Here is a 19754-nt window from a genome sequence, read left to right as displayed (position 1 = left end):
TATTTTAATTTTTAAATAGTAAAAAGAAGATTGTAGTTGCCACTGAAAACAATGTAGTAATAGTTCCGAAGGACTCAATTCCTGTTTTTCCGGTTCCCCAGGTTTTTTGCTTGAGTGGCTTAACCAAAATATAATCATTGGGTTGCAAATAAAAGTATGGCGATTTCATCGTATTTACATTAGTCAAATCTAAATCGTGCATTTGTACACCTGTAGGTGTCTTTCTCATAATTGTAACCGCTTTTCTATCTCCGGTGATCGTAATATCTCCAGAATTCGCGATGGCTTCCATAATAGTTACATGTTCCTGAAACAACGTTTTAGTTCCTGTACTTCCTATTTCTCCATTGATTGTATAGCGGAAACCCGCCAATTTAACAGTTACAAATATGTTAGCTTCCTTATTAAAATACTCCGCTAATAATTGCTTTTCGATTCGTAGTCTGATTTCATCGAGTGTATAACCAATGACATTAATTTCTCCCAATACCGGAACTCGTATATTCCCATGATCATCTACTGTAAAACCATCAAAATAAAGTGCCGACTCTGACTTTCCTGCTTCACCTTGATTTGTCGTGCTGAAAATAGCGACTAGTTTTGGATCTATCGCTTTTATGGTGATGCTCAAAACATCATTTGTTTGAAGTCTGTAAGGTTTTGATTCCACTGCCGAAATTGTAGCTTCCGTTTGTGAATTGTCTTTTTTCTGAAGATAAATTAAATCTTTGGTTGGTATACAAGAACAGAATAACACACTAATAATTAACACCAAACAGAGTAAGGATTTGCTCATTTTCAATATTTTTATCGACAAATATAGCTTTTCATTTACGATTTAAAAAGCATCGCTATTCATAAAATGTTTTAATTATTTTTAAAAGACTTTTCAAAAGGGACTCTTTGCAATATACTTCTTCCCAATGTAACTTCATCTGCATATTCCAACTCGTCTCCCACTGAAATTCCCCTTGCAATTGTTGACATAATTATTTCACACTCCGCTATCTGCTTATAGATATAAAAATTAGTCGTATCCCCTTCCATCGTTGAGCTTAACGCAAAAATAATTTCGTTTACACTACCTGATTTTACCTTTTCGACTAAAGTCATTATGTTTAACTGACTGGGACCAACGCCGTCAATAGGCGAAATTTTACCTCCAAGAACATGGTAAATCCCTCTGAATTGACCTGTGTTTTCAATTGCCATAACATCGCGAATATCCTCGACGATACAAATGATTTGGTGATTCCTGCTTTTATTGGCGCAAATTTCACACATAATACTGTCCGAAATATTGTGACAGCTATCGCAATATTTAATGTCCTCGCGCATAGCAACTAAGGCTTGTGACAAAAAACCAGTTTGTTCTTTGGGCTGTTTTAATAAATGAAGCACCAATCGCAGTGCAGTTCGTTTGCCAATTCCTGGCAACTGAGACATTTCGTTAACTGCTTTTTCTATTAATTTCGAAGAAAATTCCATACCTGCAAAAGTAGTTAATTTGTCCCGAATGTTCGGGATAGATATTTTGAAAATTTGAAGATTATTTATGTAATTTGGCCCCAACAATATTTACACAAAATGACTCCATTCGCCATTCTATCACTGATTGTAATTTACTTTGGAATTCTTTTTTTGATTTCACATTTTGTAAGCAGGAAAGACAGTGGCAATGATGCTTTTTTTAAAGCCAATAAAAATTCCAAATGGTATTTAGTCGCTTTTGGAATGATTGGAACAGCACTTTCTGGAGTAACTTTTATTTCAGTTCCTGGAGAAGTTGGTTCTCCTAATGGGGAGCAATTCAAATATTTCCAATTTGTTCTGGGTAATGCGATTGGTTTTATCATTATCGCAAAAGTTTTGCTTCCGCTGTATTATCGAATGAATTTAACTTCTATTTACGGTTACATCGAGCACCGATTAGGGATTTACTCCTATAAAACTGCCGCATCTATTTTCCTGATTAGCAGAACTATTGGATCGGCATTCCGACTGTATCTTGTTGTGATTGTTTTGCAACGTTTTGTTTTTGACTTTTACGGAATCCCATTTGCGGTTACGGTTTTAATTTCACTGGCTTTGATATTTGCTTACACGTATCGAGGCGGATTGAAAACCATTATAATAACAGACACTTTACAAACCTTTTTCCTAGTGTCCTCGGTATTTTTAACGATTTTCTTTATTTGCAGAAGTTTAAATTTAAATGCTTTCGAAGCTTTTGAAACAGTTAAAAACAGTAATTATTCTAAAGTATTTTTCTTTGAGGATTTTGTGTCGAGTAAGTTCCATTTTGTAAAACAAATTCTGGGAGGAGTCTTTGTAACTATCGCCATGGTAGGTTTGGATCAGGATTTAATGCAGAAAAATCTGAGTTGCAAAAACATTGGCGAAGCCCAGAAAAATATGTTTACGTTCACTGCAATATTTGTAGGTATCAATATCTTTTTCCTAAGCGTGGGCGCTTTACTGTACATCTATGCGACTAAAAACGGAATTGAAGTTCCTACTGATTTAGTTACAGGAAAACCCAGAACCGATTTACTGTTTCCCGAAATTGCGTTTAACCATTTAACACTGATTCCATCCGTAATTTTCCTGTTGGGATTAACAGCGGCCACATTTGCAACCACGGATTCCGCTTTAACAGCGTTAACAACTTCGTTTTGTGTAGATTTTTTAGGAATGGATAAAACAGAAAATCTAAACAAGCCAAACGTAGTCCGAAACAGGCATCTTGTGCATATTGTCTTTTCGTTTTTAATGTTTCTGGTGATTATTTTCTTTAATGCTATTAATGACAGCTCTGTAGTGGGTATGATTTTTAGGGTTGCTTCCTACACGTATGGCCCGCTTTTAGGACTGTATTGTTTTGGATTATTTGTAAAATCAAAAACAGTCAAAGACAAATTTGTTCCAATCATTTGTTTACTATCTCCAGCTGTAACGTACTTTATCAGCGAAAATTCGAAGACTTTATTTTTTGGATACGTTTTCGACAACGAATTGATTATCGTAAACGGGCTAATCACTTTTCTAGGGTTGTTGTTGATTAGCAAACCCGCAATTAAGGAAACGAGATTTTAAAATATTTTAGCAGCTTTCTTTTTAAATCTCAAAGTTCTTGGGCCCTAGCCCTGATAGCAATGGAAATCCTTTTGATAAAAAACGGTCATTTTTTCTTATAAAAAAAGAGCGACCAACGGAAGCTCTTGTTTTATTTAGAAAAATACTGTTTTGTTCAAAAGATTGAAATGGATAGCAGGAATAGCTTCAAAAAAATTTAATACTGATTGGTAGCTAATAAAACTAACGTACAAGCTACTTCTACTTTAATATCATTCAATTTCAACAACTGATAGAATTCCGGATTCTCAGTTCCCGGGTTGAAAATAACACGCTTAGGTTTTGCTTCGACGATATAATTGTAATAATCGCGTTGACGTGTTGGGTTTAAATATAAGGTAACAGTATCGATATTTTTTAATGGAATGGCTTTAGTCTGGATTTTTACACCGGCAACTTCGCCAGCATTTTGGCCTAATGCAAGAACGGAATGTCCTTTATCTACTAACATATTTACAGCTTTGAAGGCGTAGCGCTCTGGTTTAGTTGTTGCTCCCAGAACCAATGTTTTTTTATTCTTTATCATTTTCTTTAATTGTATTTGGCAAAAGTAATCAAAAAGGTTTACCTGTTTAATAATTTTAAGATTTACTTAAGCAGTAATAAAAAACATTCCCCTAACATTAAAAAACAAATAAATGGTATTTTTGTACCATTAAAAATAAAATATGGATCTGTTTATTTACTTGTTTGTTGCCCTTTTTTCCGTTCTGAATCCTATTGGTACCGTTCCTATTTTTGTAGGACTTACTCAACATGATACTAAAAAAGAGCGTTCCAGAATTTCTTTGTGGACAGCCATAAATGTATTTATCATTCTAATTGTCTCATTTTTTATCGGGCAATATGTATTGCTTTTTTTCGGAATCAGTATTGATGCGCTGCGAATAGCGGGTGGAATTATTATTGTGAGTTCTGGTTTTTCATTACTTTCTGGTAAATTCACTAAGAAACGAGGTATTAACAAAAAAGCAGAAACTGACGCACAACAAAGGAATGACATTGCTTTGACACCGCTTGCAATCCCAATGCTTGCCGGACCTGGTTCTATTTCTCTACTTATTGCTTTTTATCAGGAACATAATACGACTATGGAGATAATAATTTCTTCCATTGCTATTCTTGCCATTGCAGTAACCATTTTTCTTATTTTAAAGAGTGCTCATTATTTAGCCAAAATACTTGGAGCTTCAGGAATTGTAGCGATTTCCAGAATTGTAGGTTTCATTGTAATTGCGATTGGAATTCAATATATCGTAAGCGCCATTATCAATATTATAAAAGGGAATCTTTCCTAAACTTAAATTATAACCACAAAAAAACCGGATATGATTTAGAATCGTATCCGGTTTTCTTTTTTTAATTTCTTGGCAAGAAAATTTCAGCCATCATACATCTGGCACTTCCTCCGCCACAAGCTTCAATCGTGTCCAGACTTGAACTCAAAATTTCAGCATGTTTTTCCAATTGCTCTATTTGTTTTGGAGTCAGACTTTGATGAGCTGCAGCACTCATAACCAAATATCGTTTGTCATTTGCCCCGCGAATTTCAAGCATATTTCCCGCAAAATTATTCATTTGAGCTTCGGTAATCAAAATGATTTCTTTTCCGTTTTCTTTAAGATTGTCCAAAACCATTTTGCGTTCTTTTTTATCATCAATACAATCCGAACAAATTACTGCAAAAGTTTCTCCCAAACACATCATCACATTGGTATGATAAATCAGTTTTCGCTCTGAACCAACTGTTTGAAAGGCTTCAAAAATTATTGGTGCATAATCAAAATCCTCACAGAATTCGATGAATAATTCTTCATCCGCTCTGGGTGATAATGCGCAATATGCTTTAGCATTTGCTCTGTCCAAAAGTAAACTTCCCGTTCCTTCTAGGAAAAATCCATCTTCTTCAGCGGAAGTGTAATCTATAATATTATGAATCACAAAACCTTTTTCTTCCAATAAATCTAAAATCTCTTCGCGGCGTTCGTGTCGACGATTTTCAGCAAACATTGGATATAAAGCTACGTCACCATTCTCGTGAAAAGAAATCCAGTTGTTTGGAAAAACACTATCTGGAGTGTCTGGATTTAATGTGTCATCGACTACTGTAACATCAACACCAACTGCTGTCAATTTTTCGACAAAAGCATCAAATTCTTGTTGCGCTTTAGCATTTACCGTTGCCGGCAAAAGTCCGTCTAAAACTTTTTGGTAATAATTATTTACTGCCGTTTGTTCGTTCATTCTAAACGCAACCGGGCGAATCATCAATATAGAATTTGTTGTTTGTTTCATGATTTTGTTTTTTTAAATATTTTTTTGTAGAGACGCACCGTAGAGACGCACTGCAGTGCGTCTCTACCAATTTAATCTCTAATTAAAGGCAAGGTAGAACATCGTAATAATCCTTCTTGTTTTGCAATTTCTGAATATGGAATTTCTTCGACCACAAAGCCGTTTACACGCAACCAATTGTTAAGTCGGGTGAAATTTCTTTCTGAAACGACAACATTTGTATCAATAGAAAAAACATTAGAATTCATATTGTACATTTCGTCTCTGGTAATATGGAATAAGTTTTCTTTTCCAAAAAGATTTACCAAAAACAAATAATCTGCTTCCTCACGGAATCCGTTTTTGTAGATAATACCTTTGTCATTTCCCACCGGCTGAAAACAACAATCCAGATGCAAAGCATTGTCACGGGCTTCAATTTTAGATTTTACCAAATCAAATTCTTTGACTATTTTATTTGGAAATAAATCTTTAATATATTTAACACCTAACATGTTTGTTCGAGCCGTAATATAGTCTTTGTAGTCACTTCCTTTATAGGTTCCAATGAAAATATAATCGTTCCACAGCATTACATCACCACCTTCTATGTGAACTTCCTCTGGTGGTCGCACTACTTTTTTAGGATTAATTTGGTCGATTATATATTGGATAGCATCTAATTCTCGTTCTCTATCCGGCAAAATATTCGATTTCACAAAAGTGTCATCAATTACAAAACCAATATCTCTTGTAAATATCTGATTGTAATTTTCAATCATTTCGGGACGATAAACGGTCACATTATATTTTTTTAGTACGATATTAAATGCTTCCATTTCATTAACCATATCATGCTCCAGAGGATAAGTTCCTGCCAAAATATGTTCTAATGATTTAGGATCATACGCTTCTTCAACCTTCGGTGTGGGTCCATTTTTAAATGCTGAACCCAAAACTACAGCTCGGAGTCTGGAAGTTTCATTCTTTATATTTAACTCTAACATGTATTTTTAGCTTTTGACAAATATAAAAAAAGCTTCACTAATTTGTGAAGCTTTTTAAACTGATTTTATCTTTTATCTGTTGGCACAAAATCCCTCAAAGGATGACCAGTATAGACTTGTCTTGGCCTTCCGATAGGCTCCTTGTTTTCGCGCATTTCTTTCCATTGTGCGATCCAACCCGGCAAACGTCCTATGGCGAACATTACTGTAAACATGTCGGTAGGGATTCCTAAAGCTCTGTAAATAATTCCAGAATAGAAATCTACGTTAGGATATAAGTTTCTTGATTTGAAATATTCATCTTCCAAGGCTGCTTCCTCCAGTTTTTTCGCAATGGCAAGAATTGGATCTTCAACTCCTAAAGTTGCTAAAACTTCATTAGCTGCTTTTTTGATGATTTTTGCTCTTGGATCAAAATTTTTGTACACTCTATGACCAAATCCCATTAATCGGAAAGGATCATTTTTATCTTTGGCTTTAGCCATATATTTATCAGCATCTCCACCATTTCTGTGGATTTCTTCTAACATTTCAAGAACGGCTTGATTTGCTCCTCCGTGTAATGGTCCCCAGAGTGCAGAAACTCCAGCAGATATTGAAGCAAACAATCCTGCGTGAGAAGAACCCACCATTCTCACAGTAGAAGTTGAACAGTTTTGCTCGTGATCTCCGTGAAGAATAAACAATTTATCTAATGCATCTATAACTACAGGGTTTGCCGTGTAAGGTTCTGTAGGTAATTCAAACATCAAACGCATGAAGTTTTCTACATATCCTTTTGTATTATCGTAGTAATTCAAAGGATAACCCATGCTTTTTCTATACGTCCAAGTTGCAATAACCATGAATTTACCCATAGTTTTACACACCGCCTCGTACATTTCTTTCTCATTGTCAACATTCACTGATTTAGGGTTAAATGCTGTTAATGCACTTGTCAAAGCTGCTAAAACGCCCATTGGATGCGCTGTTTTAGGAAAACCATCAATGATGTTTTTCATTTCTTCATTGACCAAAGTGTATTTTCTAATATCCGTTTCAAATTGCGCTAACTGATTAACAGTTGGCAATTCTCCAAAAATTAAAAGGTAAGATACTTCCAGAAAATCTGCTTTGTCCGCTAAATCTTCAATCGAATATCCTCTGTAACGAAGAATTCCTAATTCTCCATCTAAAAAAGTGATGTCACTCTTACAAGAACCTGAATTTTTATAACCAGGATCCAATGTTATTATACCGGATAAATCACGTAATTTGTTAATATCGATGGCAACTTCATTTTCACTTCCTACAATTATAGGCAGTTCAATTTTCATCCCATCAATTTCTAATGTTGCTGTTTTTGACATAATATATTTGAAAATAAACTTTTAAAATAATAATTTCTCAAATCTAAGGAATTAAACACTAATTAAAAAGAGAATAATACAATGAAATTGTTAAATATTATACAAAAAAGCCACTCACACAAGGTTAATGGCTTTAGATAAAAATATCGTAAGAATTTATTTTATTTTAAAAGCAGCCTTACCAGGGAAATACGCTGAATTCCCTAATTCCTCTTCAATTCTCAATAATTGATTGTATTTAGCCATACGATCAGAACGAGAAGCGGAACCAGTTTTAATTTGACCACAGTTTAACGCTACTGCTAAATCAGCAATCGTGTTATCTTCTGTTTCTCCTGAACGGTGTGACATTACTGAAGTATAACCTGCGTTTTTAGCCATATTAACAGCTGCAATCGTTTCAGTCAAAGTTCCAATTTGGTTCACTTTAATAAGAATTGAATTAGCGATACCTTTTTCGATACCAGTAGACAAACGTTCTACATTAGTCACGAATAAATCATCGCCAACTAATTGAACTTTATCCCCAATTCTTTCTGTAAGCAATTTCCATCCGTCCCAGTCATTTTCATCCATTCCATCTTCAATAGAAATAATAGGATATTTAGCTGCTAATTCTGCTAAATATTCTACTTGCTCTTCAGAAGATCTAATTTTACCTGTTTCTCCTTCAAATTTAGTATAATCGTATTTTCCGTTTACATAAAATTCTGCAGCAGCGCAATCTAAAGCAATCATGATTTCGTCTCCAAAAGTATATCCTGCATTTTCAACAGCTTTTTTGATTGTATCCAAAGCATCTTCAGTTCCTCCGGCGAGATTTGGTGCAAAACCTCCTTCGTCACCTACAGCAGTAGAAAGTCCTCTGTCATGTAACACTTTTTTCAAGCTGTGAAAAATTTCAGTTCCCATTTGCATTGCATGTGAAAACGAAGTTGCTTTCACCGGGAAAATCATGAATTCTTGAAATGCAATAGGCGCATCAGAATGAGAACCTCCGTTAATAATATTCATCATTGGTACCGGCAATGTATTTGCCGAAACACCACCTACGTATCTGTATAAAGGCAATCCTAATTCGTTTGCAGCCGCTTTGGCTACAGCCAATGAAACTCCTAAAATTGCATTTGCTCCTAAGTTTGATTTATTTGGGGTACCATCTAAATCGATCATCGTTTGGTCAATAAGATTTTGTTCGAAAACAGAAACTCCTACAAGTTCTTCAGAAATAATGGTATTCACATTTTTCACTGCATTCAAAACTCCTTTTCCAAGAAATGCTTTTCCACCATCACGTAATTCTACTGCCTCATGCTCACCGGTTGACGCACCAGAGGGTACTGCCGCTCTTCCTAAAACTCCATTGTCTGTAATTACATCTACTTCAATTGTAGGATTTCCTCTTGAATCAAAAATTTGTCTTGCGTGAATTTTGATAATTATACTCATAATTTCTAATTTAAATTTTATAATACAAATATATTCTATCTTTTGTAATGAGATAATGAAAATTATGAATGTTATTAACGAAAACGATGTATTTTTTCATAAGCAAAATGTATCAGCTGTTTTTAAGATTTATTGCTACACTATTTTTCCTATTTGTCTCATTTTATTAAAATAAAATCGGAAGCGCTTCTTTAGTTATTTAAAATTCATAATAAATATAAAGAGGAATTAATTTGACAAAATTTTAATATATTAACCTACTCATTATCAATAATATAAATTAACTTTATATTATTAAAAACCCTACTAATGCTCCTTATCAAGCTATTTCGTAAATAGAATTTTAATTTTCAATCTATAAATTAAAATGTAATGGAAACTATCAAAAACTCTAAAAAGAAAATGGATTTTAGTGAAATAGTAGGTTTATTGAGTAGAACTTCAACCCCTTTGGAAAACGCTGAAGATTTAGATCCCTTAATCAATTATATTGGTGAGTCAAAGTATGTTCTTTTAGGCGAAGCTTCACATGGCACGCACGAATATTATACTTGGAGAGCAAAAATCACAAAACGACTTATTCAGGAAAAAGGATTTTCTTTTATAGGTGTTGAAGGTGATTGGCCAGACTGTTATCGATTAAATCGGTATGCCAAAGGATATTTAGACTCTGGAAAAGACATCCTAAGCGTCATGAATGAATTTAAAAGATGGCCGACTTGGATGTGGGCAAATTGGGAAGTTGCAGCATTTATAAATTGGTTGAAGGACTATAACGAAAGAACAACCGCCGACAAAAGAATTGGGTTTTATGGTTTAGATGTTTACAGTTTCAGAGAATCTATGCAATCTATACTACAGTATTTAGAGAAAAACGATCCCGAAGCATTAGCTGTCGCAAAAAAAGCAATGGAATGCTTTGAACCTTTTGGAAAAGACGAAGGACAATCCTATGCTAAAGCAGCATCTTTTGTGCCGGAATTATGTGAAAAAGAAGTCCTGAACATGTTGAAAGAAATTGTCAAAAACATTCCTAATTACAACCATGATGCAGAAAATGTTTTAAGTACAGAACAAAATGCTTACGTAGCCCGAAATGCGGAAAAATATTATAGAGCAATGATCAAAAGAGGATCGACTTCTTGGAATATTCGTGACGAACATATGGTTTCTACGATAGATCGTTTAATGAAATTTCACGGAAAAGATTCAAAAATTATAGTTTGGGAACACAACACGCACATTGGTGACGCACGAGCTACCGATATGGCTGCTGAGGGAATGGTTAATGTAGGACAATTATTAAGAGAACAATATGCAGCCGATGGCGTTATTGCAGTTGGATTTGGATCATACCAAGGAAGTGTGGTAGCCGGACGAGAATGGGGCGATTCAATGCGAAAAATAAAAGTTCCAGAAGCTATTCACGGAAGCTGGGAACATGCCTTTCATAAAGCGAATAACGGCCAAAACAGATTATTACTGATGAATAAAGTGAAAGAAGAAAAATGTCTCTTTTCACCAATAGACCATCGTGCAATTGGCGTGGTTTACAATCCCGAACACGAAAAATTTGGAAATTATGTTCCCTCTATCCTCCCAGAAAGATACGATGCATTCATTTTCATAGATGAAACCAATGCGCTACATCCCATAAATATTGAGGTTAATGGAAATCAAATTCCCGAAACCTATCCTTTCGGAATGTAAACTAGGAACAAAAAAAGGGTTTGACTCTTGATGAAGTCAAACCCTTATTTGTTAAATCTGTATCGTCAACATTAGATTATTATCCTTTAATATTTTCAATAAATTGATCAAATAAGTAAGAGGAGTCATGCGGACCAGGGCTTGCTTCCGGATGATATTGAACTGAGAAACAATTTTTGCTTTTCATTCGCATTCCCGCTACAGTTCCATCGTTGAGATGAAGATGTGTAATCTCTAATTCAGGATGATTGTCAAGCTCTTCTTTATTAACGGCAAAACCATGATTTTGAGAAGTGATTTCCCCTTTTCCTGTAATCAAATTTTTCACCGGGTGGTTGATTCCTCTGTGCCCGTTGAACATTTTATATGTAGAAATTCCGTTGGCCAAGCCTACTACTTGATGTCCAAGACAAATCCCGAATAACGGTTTATTATTCTCGAGAATCTCTTTTGCAACTTGAATAGCTTCAGAAAGTGGTTCCGGATCACCAGGACCATTAGATAAAAAATATCCATCCGGATTAAAAGCGGCTAAATCCTGAAAAGAAGAATCAAAAGGAAATACTTTGATGTAGCAATCTCTTTTAGCAAGGTTGCGAAGAATATTTGTTTTAATTCCTAAGTCAAGAGCCGAGATTTTATAGGTAGCATTTTCCTCCCCAAAAAAATAAGGTTCCTTGGTAGAAACTTTAGAAGCTAATTCCAAACCTTTCATATCAGGAACTTTTGCCAAAGCGATTTTCAGTTCTTCCAGTGGAGTATCATCTGTACAGATTACTGCATTCATAGCACCATTGTCACGGATATAGCTTACCAAAGCACGCGTATCTACATCAGATATGCAGATAAGGTTTTGTTTAATAAAATAGTCCTCCAAACTCCCTGATGCATCTGCCCGAGAATAATTGAAACTAAAGTTTTTACAAACTAAACCAGAAATTTTTATGCTTTGAGATTCCACTTCACTATCATTTACACCATAATTCCCAATATGTGCATTAGTAGCTACCATTAGTTGACCAAAGTAAGAAGGATCTGTAAAGATTTCTTGGTAACCTGTCATTCCTGTATTAAAACAAACTTCTCCAAAAGTAGTTCCGCTAATTCCAATAGATTTACCATGGAATATAGTTCCGTCACTTAATAGAAGAATTGCTTTTTGTCGTGTTGTGTATTTCATTAGTTGATATTTCTATTAATTTTTTAATAGTGTCATGTAACTCGAAAAAACGTGTTTCATGTGTAGTTAAATATTTTGCAAATTTAAATTTTTAAAACAGTGAAAACAATGTTTTTTAAAAAATTTACGCTTGTCCAGATTTCTTAATTAAGCAAAAAGTTTTACAAACGCCCCGATTAAAGCGGAAACCCATTTATCTTTTCTTTAAAATAAAAAGATTACTACACTTCACATTCATTTTAAGCGGAGTTCAGTGAACTTCGTTTGCAGCGGAAAGTGCGGGGATTAGTTTTAAACTCAAAATAATATGCTCCTAAAAAATCAAAAAAAAAGGATAAACTATAAATAGCTTATCCTTAATTTTTATTGAATCATTATTTCCATAATTACTCTGCAGTCTCAGTAGTTGTTTCAGTTTCAGCAGCTGGAGCTTCAGTAGCTTCATCTTTCTTAGCTTTACCACCACGACGGCTTTTTGCTTTTTTAACTTCTTTTTTACCACCATTGTAAAGTTCATTGAAATCTACTAATTCGATCATTGCCATATCAGCATTATCTCCTAAACGATTTCCAACTTTAATGATACGAGTGTATCCACCTGGACGGTCTCCTACTTTAGCAGCTACGTCTCTGAACAAGTCAGTTACGGCATATTTGCTACGTAAGTAAGCAAAAACGATACGACGATTGTGAGTTGTATCAGCTTTAGATTTTGTTATTAAAGGCTCAACGAATTGTTTAAGCGCTTTTGCTTTAGCAACAGTAGTGTTAATACGTTTGTGCTCGATAAGAGAACAAGCCATATTAGCTAACATAGATTTTCTATGCGCAGTCTGTCTGCTTAAGTGATTGAATTTTTTTCCGTGTCTCATTGCTATGTAAATTTAAACCTTGCGGCTTAGATTATTCTTTATCTAGTTTGTATTTTGCTAAATCCATACCGAAGTTCAAATTTTTAACTGCAACAAGTTCATCAAGTTCAGTTAAAGATTTTTTACCAAAATTACGGAATTTCATTAGGTCATTTTTATTGAACGATACTAAATCACCAAGTGTATCAACTTCAGCCGCTTTCAAACAATTTAATGCTCTAACAGAAAGATCCATATCAACAAGCTTAGTTTTAAGCAATTGTCTCATGTGTAATGATTCTTCATCATATGATTCTGTTTGTGCAATTTCGTCAGCCTCGAGTGTAATTCTTTCGTCAGAAAACAACATGAAATGGTGAATTAAAACTTTTGCAGCCTCAGTAAGCGCATCTTTTGGATTGATAGATCCATCAGTTTTTATTTCAAAAACTAATTTTTCATAATCTGTTTTTTGCTCTACACGGAAGTTTTCAATCGCATATTTTACATTTTTTACCGGAGTAAAAATTGAGTCTGTAAAAATAGTTCCAATTGCAGCATTCTGTTTTTTGTTCTCTTCAGCAGGAACATATCCTCTACCTTTCTCGATAGTTAAATCGAAATTAAGTTTGATTTTACTGTCTAAATTACAGATCACTAGTTCTGGATTCAGAACTTGGAAACCTGAAATAAATTTTTGAAAATCACCTGCTGTTAATTGATCTTTACCTGAAACAGAAATAGTAACTGATTCATTATCTATATCTTCAATTTGACGTTTAAAACGTACTTGTTTAAGATTAAGGATAATTTCGGTAACGTCTTCAACAACTCCTGAAATAGTAGAAAACTCATGATCTACACCTTCAATGCGAACAGATGTAATTGCATAACCTTCTAATGCTGAAAGCAAAACTCTTCTAAGTGCATTACCAACGGTCAATCCGTAACCAGGTTCTAAAGGTCTGAATTCAAATTTACCTTCAAAATCGGTTGAATCGATCATGATAACTTTATCGGGCTTCTGAAAATTAAATATTGCCATAAATTTCGACTAAGTCAATTATTATTTGTTGTACAACTCTACGATTAATTGTTCTTTAATGTTTTCTGGGATTTGAAGTCTCGCAGGTACAGAAACGAAAGTACCTTCTTTGATATCATCATTCCAAGTAATCCATTCATAAACATGACTTGAATTAGATAAAGAACGTTCGATAGCTTCTAAAGATTTAGATTTTTCACGAACTGCAACTTTATCACCAGGTTTAAGGTGGTAAGAAGCAATATTTACTACATCACCGTTAACAGTAACGTGTCTGTGAGAAACAAGTTGTCTAGCGCCTCTTCTAGAAGGAGCAATACCCATTCTAAAAACAACATTATCTAATCTTGCTTCACATAACTGTAAAAGAACTTCACCAGTAACACCTTTAGTAGCTGATGCTTTTTTGAATAAACCTCTGAATTGTTTTTCTAAAATACCGTAAGAATATTTAGCTTTTTGCTTTTCCATTAACTGGATTGCGAATTCAGATTTTTTTCCTCTTTTTTTAGCCATCCCGTGTTGTCCGGGTGGATAATTTCTTTTTTCGAAAGCCTTATCGTCTCCGAAAATTGCCTCGCCAAATTTACGAGCGATTCTTGTACTAGGACCAGTATATCTTGCCATTTTAAATTGTTTAAGATAGAGATTATGAATTCAGGTCTTATCCTTCGATAATCGTTTTTCTACCTAGGTTATACTAAAAAAATATTATTAAACTCTACGTCTTTTAGGAGGACGACATCCGTTGTGCGGCATTGGAGTAACATCGATAATCTCTGTAACTTCAATTCCACCGTTATGCAAAGAACGGATAGCAGACTCACGTCCGTTTCCTGGTCCTTTTACATAAACCTTAACTTTTTTAAGTCCAGCTTCAAGAGCTACTTTACTACAATCTTCTGCTGCCATCTGGGCTGCGTATGGAGTGTTCTTTTTCGAACCTCTAAAACCCATTTTACCAGCTGAAGACCAAGAAATAACTTCACCTTTTTTGTTTGTCAAAGAAATGATGATATTGTTAAAAGTAGCAGAAATATGAGCTTCTCCCGTTGATTCAACGATAACTTTACGTTTTTTTGCAGTTGCTTTAGCCATATTACTTATTATTTAGTTGCTTTTTTCTTGTTGGCAACAGTTTTTCTCTTACCTTTTCTTGTTCTAGAGTTGTTTTTAGTTCTTTGCCCTCTTAAAGGAAGACCAGTTCTATGACGGATACCTCTATAACATCCAATATCCATTAAACGTTTGATGTTTAAAGAAACTTCAGAACGCAATTCTCCTTCAATTTTAAAAGCTGACACTGCTTCACGAATTGCTCCGATCTCGTCATCATTCCAATCTTGAACTTTTTTATCTTGGCTAACTTGAGCTTTTTCTAAAATCTCAACAGCTCTACTATTTCCTAATCCAAAGATATAGGTAAGTGCTATAACACCTCTCTTATTTTTTGGGATATCTACCCCTGCTATTCTTGCCATAATTATCCTTGTCTTTGTTTAAATCTAGGATTCTTTTTGTTTATTACGTACAATCTCCCTTTTCGTCGCACAATTTTGCACTCGGGACTTCTCTTTTTTACTGAAGCTCTAACTTTCATTTTGAATATCCTTTAATATCTATAAGTAATTCTTGCTTTTGACAAGTCGTAAGGGCTCATTTCTAGTTTCACTTTATCACCAGGTAATAATTTGATGTAATGCATACGCATTTTTCCAGATATATGGGCGATTACAATATGTCCATTTTCTAACTCTACACGGAACATAGCATTTGATAATGCTTCTATAATCGATCCGTCTTGTTCTATTGCTGATTGTTTTGCCATAAAGTTAAGCTACTGCTTTTCTATTTTTACCACTTTTCATTAAACCATCATAATGTTTATTCAACAAATAAGAATTGATTTGCTGCATTGTGTCTATGGCAACTCCAACCATAATTATTAATGAAGTACCTCCATAAAACATTGCCCAAGATTGCTGAACATCCATAACGCTTACAATTATTGCCGGGAACACAGCGATTAAAGCAAGAAATAAAGATCCTGGAAAAGTTATTAAAGACATCACTTTGTCAAGATAATCAGACGTTTCAACTCCTGGTCTGACACCTGGGATAAAACCACCACTTCTCTTTAAATCATCAGACATTTTGTTAGTCGGAACCGTAATGGCAGTGTAAAAGAAAGTAAATACAATTATTAAAGTTGCAAAAACTAAATTATACCAAAATCCAAACATATTACTAAACGCTCCAACAATAGACTGTGATGTATCAGATTTAGACAAACCCGCCAAAGCAGCCGGTATAAACATAATTGCTTGTGCAAAAATAATTGGCATAACCCCTGAAGCATTAAGCTTCAATGGAATCCATTGTCTATTGCCATTCAACATGTCTTGTTCGAAATCCCCTGAAGTTGTACGACGAGCATATTGAACAGGTATTCTTCTGACAGCCATTACTAAAAGTACACAACAAATAATAACCAATAACCAGATGATGATTTCGATAACCAATAACATCGGCCCACCATTATTATTGGTAACCCTTGTTGTAAACTCTTGAATAAAAGCTTGAGGTAATCTAGCCAATATACCAACCATAATCAACAGTGATATACCATTTCCTATTCCTTTATCAGTAATTTTTTCACCTAACCACATGGCAAAAATTGTACCTGTAACTAAAATAACTACTGAGGAAAACAAGAACTCAAAGGAATTGAATCCTAATAAGAATGCATTACTAGGTAATGTTCTGTATAAATTGTAAATGTAAGTCGGACCTTGAACTAATGTAATCCCTATTGTCAACCAACGAGTAATTTGATTAATCTTTTTTCTACCACTCTCTCCATCACTTTGAAGTTTTTGCAAATAAGGAATCGCAATTCCCATCAACTGAACTACAATAGAAGCAGAAATATAAGGCATAATACCTAAGGCAAACACGGAAGCTTGTGAAAAAGCGCCTCCGGTAAACATGTCAAGAATTGAACCAATCCCTTCTTTTGTTTGCCCAGCTAAATTACCTAATTGAGTAGCATCAATACCTGGCAGGGTCACTTGTGCCCCAAAACGATAAACTAAAAGTAAACCCAATGTTATTAGGATTCTATTTTTCAGTTCTTCGATTTTCCAAACATTACTTATTGATTCAATAAATTTCTTCATCTTAATTGAAAAATTACATTGTTACAGCTTCTCCACCAGCAGCTTCAATAGCAGCTTTTGCAGTAGCAGTAAATTTGTGAGCGGTTACTTTTAATTTTGCTGTCAATTCACCTCTACCTAAAATCTTAACGATTTCATTTTTAGTAGCTAAACGATTAGCAACATAAACTGTCATATCAACAGTATCTTTAATAACACCGTTATCAACTAAAAGTTGAAGTGTATCAAGATTTACACCTTCGTAGTCTTTACGATTGATGTTTGTGAAACCAAACTTAGGCACACGTCTTTGAAGTGGCATTTGCCCACCTTCAAAACCAATCTTTTTTGAATAACCAGAACGAGATTTTGCTCCTTTGTGACCTCTTGCAGAAGTACCACCTTTTCCAGAACCTTCTCCTCTACCTAATCTTTTATTTTGATTGTGTGTAGAACCTTCAGCAGGTTGTAAGTTACTTAAATTCATAACAGTATTTGTTATTTAGTTTCTTCAACAGAAACTAAGTGTTTAACTTTATTTATCATCCCAAGGATTGTAGGGTTTGAATCATGCTCTACAACTTGTCCCATTTTACGTAGACCTAAAGCTTCTAATCCTCTCTTTTGAGTAAGAGGACAGTTGATTTTGCTTCTAACTTGTTTTACTAATAATTTAGCCATAATTTCCTTGAATTAACCTTTAAAAACTTTTTCTAAAGAAACACCTCTTTGTTTTGCAACAGTATAAGCGCTTCTCATTTGTAATAGAGCATCAAAAGTTGCTTTAACTACGTTGTGAGGATTTGAAGATCCTTGAGATTTAGATAATACATCATGAATTCCAACTGATTCAAGAACTGAACGAACAGCTCCACCAGCGATAACTCCTGTACCGTGAGAGGCAGGAATTAAGAATACACGTGCACCACCAAATTTACCTTTTTGTTCGTGAGGAACAGATTGACCGTTTAAAGGAATCTTTACTAAATTTTTCTTAGCATCTTCTACTGCTTTCGCAATTGCTTCAGAAACATCTTTAGATTTACCTAATCCGTGCCCAACCACACCGTTTTCATCACCTACAACTACAATAGCAGAAAAACCGAAAGCTCTACCACCCTTTGTAACCTTAGTAACACGATTTACACTCACCAAACGATCTTTTAATTCAAGACCACTTGGTTTTACTAACTCTACATTCTTGTATTTACTATTAGACATACTATATTAGAATTTAAGTCCAGCCGCTCTTGCGCCTTCCGCTAATGATTTAATACGTCCGTGATATAAATAACCTCCTCTATCGAAAGTTACTACGTCTATCCCAGCTTTTAAAGCTTTTTCAGCAACTAGTTTTCCAACTGCTGTAGCAACTTCAATGTTCGTACCGTTACCTATTTCTTTTTCTCTTGAAGAAGCCGCCAACAAAGTAACTCCGTTTACGTCATCAATAAGTTGAGCGTAAATTTCTTTGTTACTTCTAAATACAGATAGTCTTGGATTAGTAGCAGTACCACTAATTGTTTTTCTAATTCTGAATCTAATTCGTTGTCTTCTTTCAGGTTTTGTTAATGACATAATCTTATTTTTTAAGCTGATTTACCTGCTTTTCTTCTTAATACTTCACCTACAAATTTAACACCTTTTCCTTTGTACGGCTCAGGCTTACGGAAACCTCTAATTTTCGCAGCTACCTGACCTAAAAGTTGTTTGTCAAATGATGTTAATTTTACGATAGGGTTTTTACCTTTTTCAGATATAGTTTCTAAAGTTACTTCTGGAGCAATTTCTAAAACGATATTGTGAGAGTAACCTAGTGCTAAATCTAACTTTTGTCCTTGATTTGATGCTCTGTAACCAACTCCTACCAACTCTAATGACTTAGTAAAACCATCTGTTACACCGATAATCATGTTATTGATTAAAGATCTGTACAAACCGTGTTTTGCTCTTTGGTCTTTGTGATCAGATGATCTGTCTACTTGAACTTGACCATCTTCAACTGTAACAGTAACGTCCGAAAACTCCTGTGTTAGTTGACCATTTTTTCCTTTTACTGTAATAATACCATTTGCAACTTCAACAGTTACACCAGCAGGGATTACAACCGGATTTTTACCTATTCTTGACATCTTATATAGTCTTTAAATTAGTATACGTAACAAATAACTTCACCACCTACGTTCAATTGCTTCGCTTTTTTTCCTGTCATCAACCCTTTTGAAGTAGATACGATAGCGATGCCTAATCCGTTAAGGATTCTAGGAATATTTGAAGAACTTGAATATTTACGTAAACCTGGTTTACTAATTCTTTGGATATCTTTAATTACTGACTCTTTAGTATCTTTATCATACTTCAAAGCAATCTTGATTGAACCCTGAACAGCGTTGTCTTCAAATTTGTAACTCAAGATATAACCTTGATCAAATAAGATCTTAGTTATTTCTTTTTTAAGATTAGATGCAGGAATTTCGACAACTTTGTGGTTTGCGGCCACAGCGTTACGAACTCTTGTCAAATAATCTGCAATAGGATCTGTATACATATGTATTAATTTGCGGTTTTGGTTTTCGACAAACGATTTGCCGAACCT

General features: G+C 34.5%; 25 protein-coding genes. 3 read left to right on the top strand and 22 right to left on the bottom strand.

What is annotated here, in order from left to right; genetic code table 11:
• Positions 1–4 precede the first annotated feature (4 nt).
• Positions 5–796 (bottom strand): polysaccharide biosynthesis/export family protein, encoded by a 792-nt coding sequence (locus E0F89_RS10185; protein ID WP_131909671.1) that lies wholly within the window; start codon positions 794–796, stop codon positions 5–7.
• A 71-nt stretch (positions 797–867) separates the two neighbouring features.
• Positions 868–1488, bottom strand: a complete 621-nt coding sequence (recR, locus tag E0F89_RS10180) for a recombination mediator RecR (RefSeq protein ID WP_131909670.1) — start codon at positions 1486–1488, stop codon at positions 868–870.
• A 99-nt stretch (positions 1489–1587) separates the two neighbouring features.
• Here recR and E0F89_RS10175 point away from each other — a divergent pair, with 99 nt between their 5' ends.
• The gene (locus E0F89_RS10175) at positions 1588–3096 is read left to right on the top strand and encodes a sodium:solute symporter (RefSeq protein ID WP_131909669.1); all 1509 of its coding nucleotides are present in this window, start codon (positions 1588–1590) and stop codon (positions 3094–3096) included.
• Between the two features lie 196 nt (positions 3097–3292).
• On the opposite strand, the gene E0F89_RS10170 is transcribed toward E0F89_RS10175, so the two are convergent.
• On the bottom strand, positions 3293–3658 hold the full coding sequence (locus tag E0F89_RS10170) for a CoA-binding protein (RefSeq protein ID WP_131909832.1): 366 nt from the start codon (positions 3656–3658) through the stop codon (positions 3293–3295).
• A 145-nt stretch (positions 3659–3803) separates the two neighbouring features.
• On the opposite strand from E0F89_RS10170, the gene E0F89_RS10165 reads away from it, so the two are divergent.
• On the top strand, positions 3804–4433 hold the full coding sequence (locus tag E0F89_RS10165; protein ID WP_131909668.1) for a MarC family NAAT transporter: 630 nt from the start codon (positions 3804–3806) through the stop codon (positions 4431–4433).
• A gap of 61 nt (positions 4434–4494) precedes the next feature.
• Here the strand turns inward: E0F89_RS10165 and ctlX are convergent, their stop codons facing one another.
• From ctlX to eno, 4 genes are all read right to left on the bottom strand, one after another.
• Positions 4495–5430 carry a citrulline utilization hydrolase CtlX gene (ctlX, locus tag E0F89_RS10160; RefSeq protein WP_131909667.1) on the bottom strand — a complete coding sequence of 312 codons (936 nt, stop codon included), beginning with the start codon at positions 5428–5430 and terminating at the stop codon, positions 4495–4497.
• 71 nt (positions 5431–5501) lie between these two features.
• Positions 5502–6416: a dimethylarginine dimethylaminohydrolase family protein gene (locus E0F89_RS10155; RefSeq protein ID WP_131909666.1), complete on the bottom strand. Its 915-nt coding sequence runs from the start codon at positions 6414–6416 to the stop codon at positions 5502–5504.
• A 65-nt stretch (positions 6417–6481) separates the two neighbouring features.
• Positions 6482–7765, bottom strand: coding sequence for a citrate synthase (locus E0F89_RS10150; RefSeq protein ID WP_131909665.1), 1284 nt, complete (start codon positions 7763–7765; stop codon positions 6482–6484).
• 156 nt (positions 7766–7921) lie between these two features.
• Positions 7922–9214, bottom strand: a complete 1293-nt coding sequence (eno, locus tag E0F89_RS10145; protein WP_113636684.1) for a phosphopyruvate hydratase — start codon at positions 9212–9214, stop codon at positions 7922–7924.
• A 372-nt stretch (positions 9215–9586) separates the two neighbouring features.
• Between eno and E0F89_RS10140 the strand changes: the two genes are divergently transcribed.
• Entirely contained in the window at positions 9587–10924 is a 1338-nt protein-coding gene (locus tag E0F89_RS10140) for an erythromycin esterase family protein (protein ID WP_207915812.1), read from the top strand.
• Positions 10925–11003: 79 nt separating this feature from the next.
• Here E0F89_RS10140 and carA read toward each other — a convergent pair whose 3' ends face one another.
• The 15 genes from carA to rpsH all read right to left on the bottom strand — a co-directional run bounded on the left by carA (position 11004) and on the right by rpsH (position 19706).
• Positions 11004–12104, bottom strand: coding sequence for a glutamine-hydrolyzing carbamoyl-phosphate synthase small subunit (gene carA / locus E0F89_RS10135; protein ID WP_131909664.1), 1101 nt, complete (start codon positions 12102–12104; stop codon positions 11004–11006).
• A 386-nt stretch (positions 12105–12490) separates the two neighbouring features.
• Entirely contained in the window at positions 12491–12976 is a 486-nt protein-coding gene (gene rplQ / locus E0F89_RS10130) for a 50S ribosomal protein L17 (RefSeq protein ID WP_131909663.1), read from the bottom strand.
• Positions 12977–13007: 31 nt separating this feature from the next.
• Positions 13008–14000 carry a DNA-directed RNA polymerase subunit alpha gene (locus E0F89_RS10125; RefSeq protein WP_039110214.1) on the bottom strand — a complete coding sequence of 331 codons (993 nt, stop codon included), beginning with the start codon at positions 13998–14000 and terminating at the stop codon, positions 13008–13010.
• 21 nt (positions 14001–14021) lie between these two features.
• The gene (gene rpsD, locus E0F89_RS10120; RefSeq protein WP_131909662.1) at positions 14022–14627 is read right to left on the bottom strand and encodes a 30S ribosomal protein S4; all 606 of its coding nucleotides are present in this window, start codon (positions 14625–14627) and stop codon (positions 14022–14024) included.
• An 87-nt stretch (positions 14628–14714) separates the two neighbouring features.
• On the bottom strand, positions 14715–15098 hold the full coding sequence (gene rpsK / locus E0F89_RS10115) for a 30S ribosomal protein S11 (RefSeq protein WP_024981527.1): 384 nt from the start codon (positions 15096–15098) through the stop codon (positions 14715–14717).
• Positions 15099–15106: 8 nt separating this feature from the next.
• Positions 15107–15481 carry a 30S ribosomal protein S13 gene (gene rpsM, locus E0F89_RS10110; protein WP_131909661.1) on the bottom strand — a complete coding sequence of 125 codons (375 nt, stop codon included), beginning with the start codon at positions 15479–15481 and terminating at the stop codon, positions 15107–15109.
• 2 nt (positions 15482–15483) lie between these two features.
• Entirely contained in the window at positions 15484–15600 is a 117-nt protein-coding gene (ykgO, locus tag E0F89_RS10105; protein WP_008992256.1) for a type B 50S ribosomal protein L36, read from the bottom strand.
• 12 nt (positions 15601–15612) lie between these two features.
• Positions 15613–15828, bottom strand: coding sequence for a translation initiation factor IF-1 (infA, locus tag E0F89_RS10100; protein ID WP_007136545.1), 216 nt, complete (start codon positions 15826–15828; stop codon positions 15613–15615).
• Between the two features lie 4 nt (positions 15829–15832).
• Positions 15833–17179 (bottom strand): preprotein translocase subunit SecY, encoded by a 1347-nt coding sequence (secY, locus tag E0F89_RS10095; RefSeq protein ID WP_131909660.1) that lies wholly within the window; start codon positions 17177–17179, stop codon positions 15833–15835.
• Positions 17180–17192: 13 nt separating this feature from the next.
• Complete coding sequence (gene rplO, locus E0F89_RS10090) at positions 17193–17645, bottom strand: 50S ribosomal protein L15 (protein WP_066081007.1); 453 nt, start codon at positions 17643–17645, stop codon at positions 17193–17195.
• 11 nt (positions 17646–17656) lie between these two features.
• Positions 17657–17839: a 50S ribosomal protein L30 gene (gene rpmD, locus E0F89_RS10085; RefSeq protein WP_035668100.1), complete on the bottom strand. Its 183-nt coding sequence runs from the start codon at positions 17837–17839 to the stop codon at positions 17657–17659.
• A 12-nt stretch (positions 17840–17851) separates the two neighbouring features.
• Positions 17852–18379 carry a 30S ribosomal protein S5 gene (gene rpsE, locus E0F89_RS10080; protein ID WP_035668102.1) on the bottom strand — a complete coding sequence of 176 codons (528 nt, stop codon included), beginning with the start codon at positions 18377–18379 and terminating at the stop codon, positions 17852–17854.
• Between the two features lie 6 nt (positions 18380–18385).
• Positions 18386–18736 carry a 50S ribosomal protein L18 gene (gene rplR / locus E0F89_RS10075; RefSeq protein WP_039110219.1) on the bottom strand — a complete coding sequence of 117 codons (351 nt, stop codon included), beginning with the start codon at positions 18734–18736 and terminating at the stop codon, positions 18386–18388.
• Positions 18737–18747: 11 nt separating this feature from the next.
• Complete coding sequence (gene rplF, locus E0F89_RS10070) at positions 18748–19290, bottom strand: 50S ribosomal protein L6 (protein WP_131909659.1); 543 nt, start codon at positions 19288–19290, stop codon at positions 18748–18750.
• 17 nt (positions 19291–19307) lie between these two features.
• Complete coding sequence (gene rpsH, locus E0F89_RS10065) at positions 19308–19706, bottom strand: 30S ribosomal protein S8 (protein WP_131909658.1); 399 nt, start codon at positions 19704–19706, stop codon at positions 19308–19310.
• Between the last annotated feature and the right edge of the window lie 48 nt (positions 19707–19754).

Origin of the sequence: Flavobacterium caseinilyticum (assembly GCF_004349085.1) — a bacterium.
In the GTDB taxonomy this organism is placed as follows: domain Bacteria; phylum Bacteroidota; class Bacteroidia; order Flavobacteriales; family Flavobacteriaceae; genus Flavobacterium; species Flavobacterium caseinilyticum.
Note: the sequence above shows the minus strand (reverse complement) of the source record. Positions and strands in the feature narration are given on the sequence as shown.

Coding starts and splice junctions, on each gene's coding strand:
- infA (WP_007136545.1), bottom strand. CDS start 15,828: ATGGCAAAACAATCAGCAATAGAACAAGACGGATCGATTATAGAAGCA.
- rpsM (WP_131909661.1), bottom strand. CDS start 15,481: ATGGCAAGAATAGCAGGGGTAGATATCCCAAAAAATAAGAGAGGTGTT.
- eno (WP_113636684.1), bottom strand. CDS start 9,214: ATGAGTATAATTATCAAAATTCACGCAAGACAAATTTTTGATTCAAGA.
- rpsD (WP_131909662.1), bottom strand. CDS start 14,627: ATGGCAAGATATACTGGTCCTAGTACAAGAATCGCTCGTAAATTTGGC.
- E0F89_RS10150 (WP_131909665.1), bottom strand. CDS start 7,765: ATGTCAAAAACAGCAACATTAGAAATTGATGGGATGAAAATTGAACTG.
- E0F89_RS10175 (WP_131909669.1), top strand. CDS start 1,588: ATGACTCCATTCGCCATTCTATCACTGATTGTAATTTACTTTGGAATT.
- carA (WP_131909664.1), bottom strand. CDS start 12,104: ATGAAATACACAACACGACAAAAAGCAATTCTTCTATTAAGTGACGGA.
- ctlX (WP_131909667.1), bottom strand. CDS start 5,430: ATGAAACAAACAACAAATTCTATATTGATGATTCGCCCGGTTGCGTTT.
- rplF (WP_131909659.1), bottom strand. CDS start 19,290: ATGTCAAGAATAGGTAAAAATCCGGTTGTAATCCCTGCTGGTGTAACT.
- rplR (WP_039110219.1), bottom strand. CDS start 18,736: ATGTCATTAACAAAACCTGAAAGAAGACAACGAATTAGATTCAGAATT.
- rplO (WP_066081007.1), bottom strand. CDS start 17,645: ATGAATTTAAGTAACTTACAACCTGCTGAAGGTTCTACACACAATCAA.
- rplQ (WP_131909663.1), bottom strand. CDS start 12,976: ATGAGACACGGAAAAAAATTCAATCACTTAAGCAGACAGACTGCGCAT.
- E0F89_RS10155 (WP_131909666.1), bottom strand. CDS start 6,416: ATGTTAGAGTTAAATATAAAGAATGAAACTTCCAGACTCCGAGCTGTA.
- E0F89_RS10165 (WP_131909668.1), top strand. CDS start 3,804: ATGGATCTGTTTATTTACTTGTTTGTTGCCCTTTTTTCCGTTCTGAAT.
- E0F89_RS10140 (WP_207915812.1), top strand. CDS start 9,587: ATGGAAACTATCAAAAACTCTAAAAAGAAAATGGATTTTAGTGAAATA.
- recR (WP_131909670.1), bottom strand. CDS start 1,488: ATGGAATTTTCTTCGAAATTAATAGAAAAAGCAGTTAACGAAATGTCT.
- ykgO (WP_008992256.1), bottom strand. CDS start 15,600: ATGAAAGTTAGAGCTTCAGTAAAAAAGAGAAGTCCCGAGTGCAAAATT.
- rpsE (WP_035668102.1), bottom strand. CDS start 18,379: ATGTCTAATAGTAAATACAAGAATGTAGAGTTAGTAAAACCAAGTGGT.
- secY (WP_131909660.1), bottom strand. CDS start 17,179: ATGAAGAAATTTATTGAATCAATAAGTAATGTTTGGAAAATCGAAGAA.
- rpmD (WP_035668100.1), bottom strand. CDS start 17,839: ATGGCTAAATTATTAGTAAAACAAGTTAGAAGCAAAATCAACTGTCCT.
- E0F89_RS10185 (WP_131909671.1), bottom strand. CDS start 796: ATGAGCAAATCCTTACTCTGTTTGGTGTTAATTATTAGTGTGTTATTC.
- rpsH (WP_131909658.1), bottom strand. CDS start 19,706: ATGTATACAGATCCTATTGCAGATTATTTGACAAGAGTTCGTAACGCT.
- rpsK (WP_024981527.1), bottom strand. CDS start 15,098: ATGGCTAAAGCAACTGCAAAAAAACGTAAAGTTATCGTTGAATCAACG.
- E0F89_RS10125 (WP_039110214.1), bottom strand. CDS start 14,000: ATGGCAATATTTAATTTTCAGAAGCCCGATAAAGTTATCATGATCGAT.